Source organism: Bifidobacterium sp. ESL0819 (assembly GCF_052606245.1).
Map to the genome: position 1 here is coordinate 1,904,524 of NZ_CP199587.1, position 11,601 is coordinate 1,916,124.

Sequence of the window (11,601 nt, forward strand, 5' to 3'; positions counted from 1 at the left end):
GGGACTTGTGTGATTCATGTCTCCTTGGACCATGATATTGTCCGAATCCGCATTAAGGAAGAAGCTGCGACAGCCATACCAGGGCGTAGGCTGATGATTATGCTTACAGACGCAGACAGGGGCAAGGCCGCCGGGTCAAACGGCAGCAGACCAAACCCTCAAGCCCGCAAATCGACAGACATGAATGGATCAGGACCCAAAGCACGACAGCGGCGGCTATGGATACCCGACCAGATAGGCGGATGGGCCATGGCCTTGATGCCGGGACTGGCCGGTCTGCTGGTCGGAGGCCCGACCTGGAGGAGCCTGCTGCTCATGGTCGCCTGGGCTTTCTGCTACTGCTTCGAATTCACTGGCTCAAGATGGATGGTTTCGCATCGGGCTGCCAGATTCGCACCACCAGCTCTGGGATACGCCCTGCTCACGGCCGCGACCGGGCTATTCCTGCTGATCGACACCCCTGGGCTCCTGCGATGGGCCCCGCTCTACTTGGTCCTAGGCGTGCTGAATTTTGCCGCCGCCTGGATGCGCACGGAACGCTCCTGGTGGAACGATATAATTGCCGTGATTGCGGCCTGCACCCTCTGTCTGATCGCCATCTCGCTAGGGTCACGATTCCAGAAGCCGGGACCGGGTCAGGGAAGCGTCAACGCCGGATACTTCGGATGCCAGCCGAATCCTGCTGTGGACTGCTTCGGCAGCGGATTCTTCCCAAGCGCTGCCCTGCCTTCAATCGGCATAGTCAGCGCGGCTGTCTTCGCTGTTACCCAGTTCGGTTCGGTCATCTTCGTCAAGACCATGATCCGCGAGCGCGGCAAGACCTGGTGCTACATGCTTTCTCTGGCTTGGAACCTGGCCCTCTGCCTGATCGGAGTCGCCATGGCGCGCACTGCGGGATGGTGGCCTCTGTTAACAGCCCTGCTTCTGCTGATTCGTGCAGCCCTGCTGCCCGCAATCTCCCGTCGGCGGCGCATTCCCATCAAGTATGTGGGCCTGGTCGAATGTGCGACCAGCCTGCTGGTCTTCATTCTGGTGATTGCACAGGCTGACGTGATGACTGCGGCTCTGACAAACCTACTCAACGCATGACTGCAACCGCAGCCACGCATGTCAAGCACGAGTTCGGACCTGTTTGTGATAGTCAGTCCCGTGTGCTGATCCTGGGATCCATTCCCAGCCCGAGTTCGCGCGAGGCTGGCTTCTACTATATGTTTGCGCGCAACCGTTTCTGGCCTGTACTGGCCGCACTTTTCGACCAGCCTGTTCCAGCGCCGGATCCGGCTGTCCGCGCTCGATTTGCTCTCAATCACGGCATAGCACTCTGGGATGTCATCCAAGAATGCGACATCCACGGCGCCTCCGACGCTTCAATCACCGGGGTGGTGCCTAACAACATTGCCAGCCTGCTGGACCGCGCACCCATAGGCACCATATTCACTACTGGTCGCAAGGCCGGCCAGCTTTACCGTCGCTACTGTCTGCCGAAACTGGAGGAAAAGGGGGATCGGCCGACGGTGATCAATCTGCCGTCGACCAGTCCTGCCAATGCCGCTATGAGCCTGGTCGATCTGATCAAGGCCTACCAGCCCATAAGAAAAGCACTCGATGAAAGAGAACCAGAAAGCTAGGCAGTCGCATCGACTATGGCCAATAGACAAATACCGACAGTCAAAACCCGAGATGTCGGGAACCTTTCCAAGGATGAATTCGCCTTCCCCGGTCCAGAACGTAATCGTCTAGTGGAAGCGATCCTTGATGGGCGTAAAACTGCTACGACCAGCCTGATGGCAGAGTTCATCCATGATCATGAGCCACCCCCCTCCTCCGGCCGACGAACAGTTCTGCTGAACTCAGATGACCAGCCGGTTGCCCTCCTTAGATATGTCTCGGTGAGCGTGACCCGACTCGGCCTGGTCACGCTGCAGCATGTTCTGAATGAAGGAGAAGGCTATAAAACCCTTACTGAGTGGCGCAAGATTCATGAGTCCTTCTGGACCTCAGAAAACATGCTGCAGGCACTGGATGATCCCGACTTCACCGTCGATGATCAGACCCTGGTGGTGCTGGAGACTTTTTATGTAGAGGCCATGGTCGTGAACTGAAGGTTCAAAGACAAAGCACGATCTTTAGGCATGGGTCGCACCTCACCGGCGTGCCACGTCATGCCATCGTGTATAGTTTCATCTGTTGCATTGATCTGCGATGCGGGTCAATTCATTATGGTGGCTATAGCTCAGTCGGTAGAGCACCTGATTGTGGTTCAGGAGGTCGCGCGTTCGAGCCGCGTTAGCCACCCCACCTCACCTCCCTACTCCCTACTTGGAAACAGGGGTTTCTCAAATCCTAAAAACACCATCGACATCAATCCGTGTGACCCATATGTGACCCAAACTTGGCAAAACGAGGTTAACAGCTCGCCCCGTGTCTGCGCTCGATTTCTCCGCCGGTCCTCTCAGAGGCACCATATCTGATGTCAGCTAGGTCGGTTCTGATCTGCTGGTGGATGACTGCCAGGCGCTCGCGGTCTTGTTCGCTGAGTCCGGCTTGCTGCTCCTGGTCGATGAGCTGGTCGAGGCGCTTGAGCAAAAGGAAAGTCAGTCGCTCCCGCTCGTCGTCGGAGGCGGACACATAGCCGGGGTTGTTTTGAGGTATCTAGGAGATGTCATCGGAGATATAGACTATACCTATGGATGATAGGCCGGACTTATATGATGATATGAGTAGGGCCGGGAGGTCGCCGCCCTAGTGTGACGCGTCCGAATATCCCCACCTTGCATCACATCGTTAGCGATGCAATATAGGCATCAGCAGGGGTACACACAATCGAGGAGGACAAGATGGCACTTTGCCGCATCACCTACAGGTGCGGGCATACGGACACGGTGGAGATCAAGGGCATCAACTTGTTCGGGAGGCGCAAGAAGAAGATCGCCCGGTACAGGACCATCGACTGCCCAGCCTGCTGGGCGGCGAAGGTCCGCTGGGAGCTTGATAGCCTGCCCGCGCTTGAAGGCAGCGACGAGCAGGTGTTTCGCGCCGCCGACATACGCGAGAAGATCGTGGAGATGCTGATGAGGATGGAGGACGAGGCGCAGAAGGACCACGACGCCCGGGACGAGCGCGGGACCATTAAAAATCAGAAAGCAGTGGCCAGCGCCATCGCCTGGCTCAAGGCCCAGGCATCCGCATCATGGTGGATCGACCACCAGGAGCCCCTCCGTGCCATCATAGCCGCTTCGGATGCGCTGCCCGGGCAGGGGGACTGACATGGCCATGATCCCCATCACACAGTATGCGGCCATGCACGGCAAGGCCGCAGTGGTCACCCGGCAGCTGGCCTGCCGGGGCGGCCTGCGCACCGCCCGCAAACAGAGCCGCGACTGGATGGTCGACTCCGATGAGCCTTACCCAGATCACTGCCAGCGCATGAGCGAGGTCCCCACTGGGGAGGGCATGGACGGCCTGGACGCACAGCAGCGCCGGCATGAGCTTAAGATCGCGTAGGCCAAGCAATACAACATGGTCGGTGAATTCGGCGGCACCTTCTCAGCCAACTGGGATCGGATCCAGCTCACACCCGAGCAATTGGGATGGATGGTCGACCTGCTGACCGAAGCCTACATGGACGGACAGCGGCAACCCCCATTACGATCAACTCCAGACCGATGGCGAGTGACGGCCGGCATTGCGCGAAGAGTCGAGTATTCCCATCATATATTACAGCGCTATCGATGTATTAAGGGTATCAGCAAGAGATGCAGAAGGACAAGATGGACGAGATGACCTACATGTGGATTAGCTGCTACGCGCGAATCCAGCGCTTTCGCAGCCCATTCCTTTAGTCAAGCCATCAATGCTCCACCCATAAAAGGTCAAAAACGCAATGATGTCGACCTGATGCCGGTCAATGCCGCTTTTATGAGAAAAGGACACATAAACTGGCCTCAACGGAGGTTGCTTCCTGAAAATAAGCAGGTCGCCGGCAGACCTGCCGCAAGTATCGGGGAAGAACGAGCCTGGAGGGTCAGATGAGCAACAATCGAAACGAACGTGCGAATAAGAACCAAGGCAGGAATGAGCAATCGCGAATACCGGGCAACCAGCAGAAGAGGCACGAGGGCGACTCCTCACTGGGCAACGACACCCGGGAGAGCTCTGAGCAAACAACAATGAACGACAAGAACCGCATGCCAAAACCTGGGAGCAATGCGAACGTCAGACAAGAACACCAAGCCGAAGATGCCCCCAAGCAAAAGCCTGCACCAGAACACATAGGCGAGAGGGAGGGCAAGGACTCACCCGGCAAGAATGCTGATCATGGCAAACCTGAAATACACAATAGACAGGAACAGGCCGTAGCTGCTGACCACGCGCAGGCTAGCCACGCAGACAAAGAGCATGGCCCCTCCCATGACCACAAGCCGAGCGAATCGAGCAAATTTACTGCAAACAAACCATCTCAGCCGACCAACGAAAGTAGACCTGCCAAACCGCACCAGGCCAAAAACCATGATTCCTTCTATCTGGGCCTGGCCTCGGCAGTCCTGGTCGCAGCTCTGGGCCTCAGCCTGAGCACCATGCCGATCTTCTTCTCCCTGCCTCTTGCCGCTGTCCTCTTCGGAATCGGCATCTGGCTCCTCTCATACGCCAGCTTCAAGTCTCCCGGCAAACCGGAGGGAGAAGGAACGGAGGCGGACAGGCACACCAGGACGGTGGTTGTGGCTACGGTCCTTCTGGTCCTTCAAACCTTCATCATGGATGTCTTCATCTTCACCCGAATGGGAACAGTCAGCAAACATCAGAACGCCATCGTCATAGCCTGGATCATCGCCAGCATGATCGAGACCCTGGCTGCCTTCGCCCTTATCTACCATCACAATCCGCTGCAGTCCAAGCCACAGAATCCTGTGGCGAATGATAAGCGCGAGGGGGAGGAATAAGACACTGCAGTGAGCCTGGATCTGAAACGGCGCACAAGGCTAGAAAGGCTGACTGGCCACGGATGTGAGAATTACCGCTGCAGATCAATGAATTGATCAGGCAAAGCGTTCTATTCGCTAAGGTCTTGCGCCTCAGGGCGCCGCTCATCATTCTTATGGATGCGTGGCGCCCTTTGCATGGTCAACCCCCACAGCAGCTGGCCATCAAGAACATCGCCTTGGTGGTCGGCGTCAATGACGCGACCAACGCGGCAGCCCGCCGATCAGGGACCACAGTATCTGGCATGCCATCCTGGACGTTGACAAGTCACAGCATGTTGTCATCCTTAAGCGAGGCAAGAGAAGGGATACGCAGGCATCGCGAGAACGGGCTCTACCTCAACCCAAACACCCAGAAGCTCTTCAACGCTGCCAAGGTCAGCATTCAGGTGATCATCGCATCCGCCAAGGATCTCATCGACAGAGCATCAGCTGGATGACCCGTCGCATATGCTGTTGTAAGAGCCATGGCTCAGAAACCGCTTGGCTGGCCCCTAGCCAATTATCGTCGAACCGGAAGGACTTATATGCTGTCATTTGTCAACGACTATTCCGAGGGCGCCCACCCCGAAGTCCTGCAACGGCTGATCGACACCAACATGGAGCGCCTTCCCGGCTATGGCAAGGATCGGTACTGTTCCTCCGCAGCTCAGAAGATCGCCCAGGCCTGCGGCTGCCCCCAGGCCCAGGTCTATTTCATGGCCGGAGGAACCCAGACCAACCAGGTCGTCACCTCCTGCCTGCTGAAGTCCTACCAGGGAGTGGTCGCCGCGGATTCGGGACATGTCAACGTTCATGAGGCCGGCGCCATTGAGGCCGTTGGTCACAAGGTCCTGACCATCCCCGGCGAGCAGGGCAAGATCCGCGCAGAGGATCTCAACGCCTTCCTGGAAGGCTTCTACGCCGACGAAAACCATGAGCAGATGGTCTTCCCAGGCATGGTCTACATCTCTTATCCCACAGAGTATGGAACTCTCTACACCCTCCAGGAGCTGGAGGATCTCTCGCAGACCTGTCGGGAATACAAGATTCCGCTCTACCTGGACGGGGCCAGGTTGGGATACGGGTTGGTAGCCCCCGGAACCGACATCGACCTGACGGATATAGCCCGTCTCTGCGATGTCTTCTACATCGGTGGTACCAAGGTGGGCGCACTCTGCGGCGAAGCGGTCGTCTTCCCCAGAGGGAACGCTCCCGAGCATTTCAGCACCATGATCAAAAGAAGAGGTGCACTCCTGGCCAAAGGAAGACTCCTGGGAGTGCAGTTCGACGCTCTCTTTACCGATGACCTCTACCTGCGCATCAGCCGCAACGCCATCCAGAAGGCAGCGATGATCAAAAAGGCTTTGCGTGAGAAGGGGTACCAGATTGTCATGGACGCCCCCACCAACCAGACCTTCGTCCGCCTGGACAATGAGCGCATGGAGGAGCTGTCCAAGCAGGTCGCTTTCGACTTCTGGGAACGCAGCGATGCCGCTCACACAGTAATTCGACTAGCGACCTCCTGGGCGACAACAGCCGAGGACACCCAGGCTCTGATCAATCTGCTTTAAGGCCGCCCACGCTAATCCAGGCAAGTCCCTGATCATTCTGACACCCCTCCCCTGCCAATTCACCTTAGGGGAGGGGTATTTACGTGTATATGTCTTCGTATCCGGCGTGCAGGCCTGGCGGTCCCATACTGTCGGACATATCACACCCTTTCAAGGTGAGTACATAGTTATCATTCGTTAATATTTTTATTGCACCGATGCTGATGCAGACATTCCCGCCCCGCATACAGGGGCGGATAAGCTTCGATGATGAAAGGAAACCCATGAAAGCCGTTGTTTTCGAACAGTTCAACACCTTCCCCACCCTTAAGGAAGTGCCGGAGCCGACACCCGGGAGCGGCGAGGTCCTGCTCAAGGTGGCTGGGGCAGGTTGCTGCCATTCCGACGTCTCCGTCTTCCAGGACTACACCCCTGAAACCGGCAGCCACACCAAGCCGCCGTTCATTCTGGGACACGAGACCACCGGCTGGGTCGAAGAGGTAGGACCCGATGTCACGGGATTCAAGAAGGGCGATGCCTACATCGTCTATGGGCCCACCGGATGCGGCCACTGCCCCCACTGCGTAGCTGGCCAGGAGAACTACTGCTCCAGCGCCGCAACCAATAAATCTCTGGCCCTGGGACTGGGCCGCAATGGTGGCATGGCCGAATACATGACCGTTCCGGCCCGCAACCTGGTTCCTCTGGGGGATGCAGATCCAATTGGCGCCGCACCCCTGGCTGATGCAGCTCTGACACCCTACCATGCCATCAGGGCTGCCATGCCCCACCTGAACGGCGGCGGGAAGTACGCTCTGGTCATTGGCCTGGGTGGCCTGGGCCAGATCGCCATTCAGATTCTGCACGCCCTGACCGGCGCTACCGTGATCGCCACCGACACCAAGCCAGAAGCTCTGGCCAAGGCTGAGGCCAAGGGCGCCATTCCCGTTATGAGCGACGAGCACCAGGTGGAGAACATCAGGAAGATCACCCATGGCGAGGGCGTGGATGCCGCCTTCGATTTCGTGGGTGTGGCCCCGACCATTGCTGCCGCACAGGCTTCAGGTGGCCCGGGATCCCGGGTGACCGTGGTCGGCATCGCCGGCGGCAAGGCGGAATACGACTGGTATTCCAAGCCCTGGGAGCAGGAGCTGCTTGGCGTTTACTGGGGCTCCATCCCTGAGCTCTACGATGTGGCCAACATGTATCGCAACGGCCAGATCGAGACCGAGATCGAAACCTACTCGCTGGACAATGCCCTCGATGCCTACCACAAGCTGGTCGACAACAAGCTCTCGGCCAGGGCTGTTGTAGTTCCCCACACCAAGGCTTGATTTTCCCTTGAACGTAGACGGAGAAGCGGCTTATCCGTTGACCGGATTTAAGCACAATCAGATTCATGTACTGACACCGTTCTTCGCCTACACGCGCTGATGGCCGGTCATGGTCTCGTCATGAAGACCGTGACCGGCCACAGCATCTCACCAAGTTCACCCAAGCCTGCGTTATTTACAGTGCGTTCAATTGTGGAGCATTGCTCAGTAGTAAGTGGACCAAGAAAATACCCCTGCTGGCTTCCAAGCTCATGGAACCGCCCAGCGAATCCACCAGGGAGTCGACAATACTGAGACCCAGACCTGTGCTTCTGATCTTGGTCCGTGATTGGTCATCGGTCTGGAACCGTTCCATGAGCCTGTTCACATCGACGGCTCCGCCCTTGGTTTTGTTGCCGAAGTCCAGATGAATCCGCCCGTCTTCACCCTTGTGCAGGTCCACCCAGGCTGATTCCTCCGCATACTTGAGCCAGTTGCCGATCAGGTTCTGAATTATTCGACTGATCATGGTCTGGTCCGTCGTAATTTCCACACCAGTTTGGATTCTGGGCTCCACCGTGACTGACCGCGCAGTCAAAGAATCGAAAGCGTTGAAGAGCTCCTGTTGAACCAGTTCCGATAGGCTCACCCTGGTCAGATCCAGGCTCACGCTCTTCTCCTGTATCAGATTGAAATCCATCAGGTAATGAAGATAATGATCCACCGACTGCAGGTTGTTGAGGATCTTGCCCAATTGCTCCTGTTCAGCCGATCCCTCCTTGAGCAGCTGGGCGTATCCCCTGGCCACGGTCAAAGGGGTCTTGATGTCATGAGTTAGGTTGGTCAGCATCTGCCGGACTTGCTTGCTCTGCTCAGCCTGGGTGATCTGCAGCCGTCTGGTCTTGTTCAGAACACCGTTGATTTGATGCGCCAGAGTGCGGATGAGCCCGATATTGGACCCAGTGGTTACCAAGGCATTAGTGTCGGCATGGTTGATGAAGTCCAGATCATCACTGATCCGTTTGAGGTCGGTAGTCAGCATTATCAGGCCAATCGCCAAGGCGAGGGCGACAAGACCCAGAACAAGTGCAACCACCTTCACGAGTTCACCTCCGACGACCTCTTGTTTATCGTTCTCCCCCTCCAGCAGAATTCAGACCAGGCGTACGCCGATGCCCCAGACCGACACGATGTAGTGCTGACTGCCGGCGTATCTGTTCAGACTGGTCCGCAAGGTGCTCAGATGCACGTTGAGAGTGTTCTCGGCATTGATATAGGGCTGGTTCCAAACCTGCCTGTAGAGGTCCTCCTTCTCGAAAACCCGATGCGGATGGTCCATCAGAAGCTCAAGAATGGAGAATTCCTTGCGGGCCAGATCGACCCGGTGCCCGTCAACGCTTACCGTGTGCTCCATCCGGTCCAGCTCGATCCCCTGGAAACAAATCTTGGCGGCGGATTCACCTGCTGTATCTGTATCCACTTTCAGCGCCCCGGATTGTCGCAGCTGAACCTGTACGCGTGCTCGCAGCTCGTCGACGTCAAAAGGCTTGGTCACATAATCATTGGCGCCCTGCTCCAAGAGGCTGACGGTCCTGGTCTTGTCCTGTATGGCCGTGAGAATGATGACCGGCACCGACGACATATGCCGAATGGCCTTGAGGACGCTGTCTCCGGTGACTACGGGGAGCATCAGATCCAGAAGGATCAGGTCGGGTTCCTCCTGCTGGAAGCGGGCCAAGGCCTGGGCGCCCGTCGTCGCTTGGATGATTCGGTAGGTCCCTCCCAACACATCCTTGAGCAGGGACTGGATGTCCTCCTGATCCTCCACGACCAGAATCGTCGGCATACTTTCTTCCTTTCACAGGTCACTCTCATGTTACTGAAGTCGCCTAACGAGGCCAGCTTCGCCCAATCGGATTTATGCAATTCTTAATGATTTCTTAGCCAAGCACTTAAGAAAGGCGCTTTAGATTTTTACGGTAAGGACATAGAGGAAGGAACTCCATGGACGATGCCATTCTGGATATTAGCCACGTCAGCAAACGGTTCGGCCGCTTCCAAGCACTGGACGATCTCAGTCTTTCCATAAGCAAGGGCGAGATCTACGGACTGATCGGCGAGAACGGCGCTGGCAAAACCACTCTGATGCGTCTGATCACAGGGCTCTCCCCCATGCAGAAGGGGACCATAAGGCTGATGGGGCACACAATTGGCAAGAACAGCCGCATACTGAGCAGGATAGGATCGGTCATTGAGGCTCCCGCCGCCTTTAAAAAACTCACCGTCGTCCAGAACATGAAACTGACAACCATCCAGCACGGGCTGGCCGACGACAAAGCCATCGAACAGACCATCGACTTCGTCGGCCTGAGCGAAAAGGCCAAGACTCGGGCCGGTCACCTCTCTCTGGGCCAGCGTCAGCGGTTGGGGTTGGCCATGGCCATCCTCACCCGACCAGATTTCCTGATTCTGGACGAACCCATCAACGGCCTGGACCCGGGAGGAATCATGGAATTCAGAATACTCCTGAACAAGCTCAACAAGGAGCGTCAGACGACCATTCTCATCTCCAGTCACATTCTGAGCGAACTCTACCTGGTCTCCTCCCGGTTCGGATTCATCAGCCACGGTCGACTGATCAAGGAGGTAGACAAGGATGAACTGGATCGGATCAATCAAAATGGACTGTTGATAGACGTGGACCAGAGCTCCAAGGCCGCCATGCTCCTGGATCGCCAGGGAATCGGCCCCTTCCAAGTCCTTGACGACCATCATATTCTGATCAGGCAAGAGAATCTGGAGCCGGGCCCCATCAACAGTCTTCTGGTTCAGGAAGGCGTCCTGGTCAATCAGATCAGCCAGCAGAAGGGATCGCTGGAGGAATATTTCGCGGATCTACTCAACAAAGACTCTCAAGAGTCGAGGAGACAACAATGATTAACCAGATCAGGGCCGACTTTTACAGGCAGCGGAGATCCATCGGCATGCTGATTCTGCTCATTGCCACTATGGGACTCGGCATAGTGACCACATGGCGCAAAACCCCTATGGGACCCACCATCGGAGGCGAAGAGCTGTTGGCAATCGGACGACAAGGCTGGACTGTCAGAACAGGCCTGCAATCGGGTGTCGCTTCCGCCTCGTCTCTAATCTACTTTTACATCGCGGTCTTCGTCATTGTCATTGGCGCGGAATACAGCCAGCACACTCTGAAGAATACGCTGACATCAGGCATCTCACGCATACAGTTCATCCTCGGCAAGTACGCGACCATCCTGATTGACATCGTCCTCCTGACCCTGTGCTACTTCATCACCATCCTGATCACCGGACTGGCCCTAGGACGAAACCCGGGGGTAGACTGGGGCATCCTATGCAAGGATGTTGCCGTCATGACCCTATCGGTCGGCTTCTGCATCTCCGTCATCATCAGCCTGGGCATTATCCTCTTGATCATTACCAAATCCCTGATCATCCCAGCAGTAGTGATCGTGATATGGCCCATGCTGATCTCCCTTGTGGAGTATGCCTTTAAGTGGAACTGGCTGAAATACTTCGACTTTCCCGGGTTTGGCGAACAGATCGCCCTGAACACTCTGAAGGCCGATCAGGCCTGGATCTATGCCGGAGTATCCGCAGGCGTAGTCCTGGTGGCTATCTTCGGATCGGCCCTGATCATATCCAAGCAGGAGATCTAAGCCGGGTTAGATTGCACCTGTGTCCGGCTCTTGATCGCTGACGGCCTTGCACGGCCATATGGGCAAAGGCCCTGACGGA

Annotated in this window: 12 protein-coding genes, 1 tRNA gene and 1 pseudogene; 12 read left to right on the forward strand and 2 right to left on the reverse strand. The window is 56.6% G+C overall.

Going from position 1 to position 11,601, the window contains the following annotated elements; all coding sequences use genetic code 11:
• The first annotated feature begins 93 nt into the window (after nt 1-93).
• The 10 genes and pseudogenes from ACUIAD_RS08000 (at nt 94) to ACUIAD_RS08045 (ending at nt 7,845) form a co-directional block, all read left to right on the forward strand.
• Nucleotides 94-1,089 carry a YwiC-like family protein gene (locus tag ACUIAD_RS08000; protein WP_445343258.1) on the forward strand — a complete coding sequence of 332 codons (996 nt, stop codon included), beginning with the start codon at nt 94-96 and terminating at the stop codon, nt 1,087-1,089.
• The gene (locus ACUIAD_RS08005) at nt 1,086-1,628 is read left to right on the forward strand and encodes a DNA-deoxyinosine glycosylase (RefSeq protein WP_445343259.1); all 543 of its coding nucleotides are present in this window, start codon (nt 1,086-1,088) and stop codon (nt 1,626-1,628) included. Before ACUIAD_RS08000 ends, ACUIAD_RS08005 begins: the two co-directional genes overlap by 4 nt.
• A gap of 15 nt (nt 1,629-1,643) precedes the next feature.
• Complete coding sequence (locus ACUIAD_RS08010; protein WP_445343260.1) at nt 1,644-2,102, forward strand: ASCH domain-containing protein; 459 nt, start codon at nt 1,644-1,646, stop codon at nt 2,100-2,102.
• A gap of 120 nt (nt 2,103-2,222) precedes the next feature.
• Nucleotides 2,223-2,298, forward strand: a tRNA-His gene (locus tag ACUIAD_RS08015).
• Between the two features lie 539 nt (nt 2,299-2,837).
• Nucleotides 2,838-3,266: a hypothetical protein gene (locus ACUIAD_RS08020; protein ID WP_445343261.1), complete on the forward strand. Its 429-nt coding sequence runs from the start codon at nt 2,838-2,840 to the stop codon at nt 3,264-3,266.
• Nucleotide 3,267: 1 nt separating this feature from the next.
• Nucleotides 3,268-3,504: a hypothetical protein gene (locus ACUIAD_RS08025; protein ID WP_445343262.1), complete on the forward strand. Its 237-nt coding sequence runs from the start codon at nt 3,268-3,270 to the stop codon at nt 3,502-3,504.
• Nucleotides 3,505-4,028: 524 nt separating this feature from the next.
• Nucleotides 4,029-4,940, forward strand: coding sequence for a hypothetical protein (locus tag ACUIAD_RS08030; RefSeq protein WP_445343263.1), 912 nt, complete (start codon nt 4,029-4,031; stop codon nt 4,938-4,940).
• Between the two features lie 209 nt (nt 4,941-5,149).
• Nucleotides 5,150-5,419: pseudogene (locus ACUIAD_RS08035) on the forward strand (NAD(P)(+) transhydrogenase (Re/Si-specific) subunit beta); the annotation flags it as partial.
• An 87-nt stretch (nt 5,420-5,506) separates the two neighbouring features.
• Nucleotides 5,507-6,532: a threonine aldolase family protein gene (locus ACUIAD_RS08040; RefSeq protein ID WP_445343264.1), complete on the forward strand. Its 1,026-nt coding sequence runs from the start codon at nt 5,507-5,509 to the stop codon at nt 6,530-6,532.
• 263 nt (nt 6,533-6,795) lie between these two features.
• Entirely contained in the window at nt 6,796-7,845 is a 1,050-nt protein-coding gene (locus tag ACUIAD_RS08045; protein WP_110452403.1) for an NAD(P)-dependent alcohol dehydrogenase, read from the forward strand.
• 175 nt (nt 7,846-8,020) lie between these two features.
• Here the strand turns inward: ACUIAD_RS08045 and ACUIAD_RS08050 are convergent, their stop codons facing one another.
• Together ACUIAD_RS08050 and ACUIAD_RS08055 are read right to left on the reverse strand one after the other, a co-directional pair.
• Nucleotides 8,021-8,920 carry a sensor histidine kinase gene (locus tag ACUIAD_RS08050; protein WP_445343265.1) on the reverse strand — a complete coding sequence of 300 codons (900 nt, stop codon included), beginning with the start codon at nt 8,918-8,920 and terminating at the stop codon, nt 8,021-8,023.
• Nucleotides 8,921-8,977: 57 nt separating this feature from the next.
• Complete coding sequence (locus ACUIAD_RS08055; RefSeq protein WP_445343266.1) at nt 8,978-9,670, reverse strand: response regulator transcription factor; 693 nt, start codon at nt 9,668-9,670, stop codon at nt 8,978-8,980.
• A gap of 158 nt (nt 9,671-9,828) precedes the next feature.
• Between ACUIAD_RS08055 and ACUIAD_RS08060 the strand changes: the two genes are divergently transcribed.
• Nucleotides 9,829-10,761 carry an ABC transporter ATP-binding protein gene (locus tag ACUIAD_RS08060; protein ID WP_445343267.1) on the forward strand — a complete coding sequence of 311 codons (933 nt, stop codon included), beginning with the start codon at nt 9,829-9,831 and terminating at the stop codon, nt 10,759-10,761.
• Nucleotides 10,758-11,522: an ABC transporter permease gene (locus ACUIAD_RS08065; RefSeq protein ID WP_445343268.1), complete on the forward strand. Its 765-nt coding sequence runs from the start codon at nt 10,758-10,760 to the stop codon at nt 11,520-11,522. Before ACUIAD_RS08060 ends, ACUIAD_RS08065 begins: the two co-directional genes overlap by 4 nt.
• The last annotated feature ends 79 nt before the right edge of the window (nt 11,523-11,601 follow it).

Excerpts from the sequence above, each read along its gene's own strand:
- ACUIAD_RS08000 (WP_445343258.1), top strand. The coding sequence starts at position 94 with ATGATTATGCTTACAGACGCAGACAGGGGCAAGGCCGCCGGGTCAAAC.
- ACUIAD_RS08005 (WP_445343259.1), top strand. The coding sequence starts at position 1,086 with ATGACTGCAACCGCAGCCACGCATGTCAAGCACGAGTTCGGACCTGTT.
- ACUIAD_RS08010 (WP_445343260.1), top strand. The coding sequence starts at position 1,644 with ATGGCCAATAGACAAATACCGACAGTCAAAACCCGAGATGTCGGGAAC.
- ACUIAD_RS08020 (WP_445343261.1), top strand. The coding sequence starts at position 2,838 with ATGGCACTTTGCCGCATCACCTACAGGTGCGGGCATACGGACACGGTG.
- ACUIAD_RS08025 (WP_445343262.1), top strand. The coding sequence starts at position 3,268 with ATGGCCATGATCCCCATCACACAGTATGCGGCCATGCACGGCAAGGCC.
- ACUIAD_RS08030 (WP_445343263.1), top strand. The coding sequence starts at position 4,029 with ATGAGCAACAATCGAAACGAACGTGCGAATAAGAACCAAGGCAGGAAT.
- ACUIAD_RS08040 (WP_445343264.1), top strand. The coding sequence starts at position 5,507 with ATGCTGTCATTTGTCAACGACTATTCCGAGGGCGCCCACCCCGAAGTC.
- ACUIAD_RS08045 (WP_110452403.1), top strand. The coding sequence starts at position 6,796 with ATGAAAGCCGTTGTTTTCGAACAGTTCAACACCTTCCCCACCCTTAAG.
- ACUIAD_RS08055 (WP_445343266.1), bottom strand. The coding sequence starts at position 9,670 with ATGCCGACGATTCTGGTCGTGGAGGATCAGGAGGACATCCAGTCCCTG.
- ACUIAD_RS08060 (WP_445343267.1), top strand. The coding sequence starts at position 9,829 with ATGGACGATGCCATTCTGGATATTAGCCACGTCAGCAAACGGTTCGGC.
- ACUIAD_RS08065 (WP_445343268.1), top strand. The coding sequence starts at position 10,758 with ATGATTAACCAGATCAGGGCCGACTTTTACAGGCAGCGGAGATCCATC.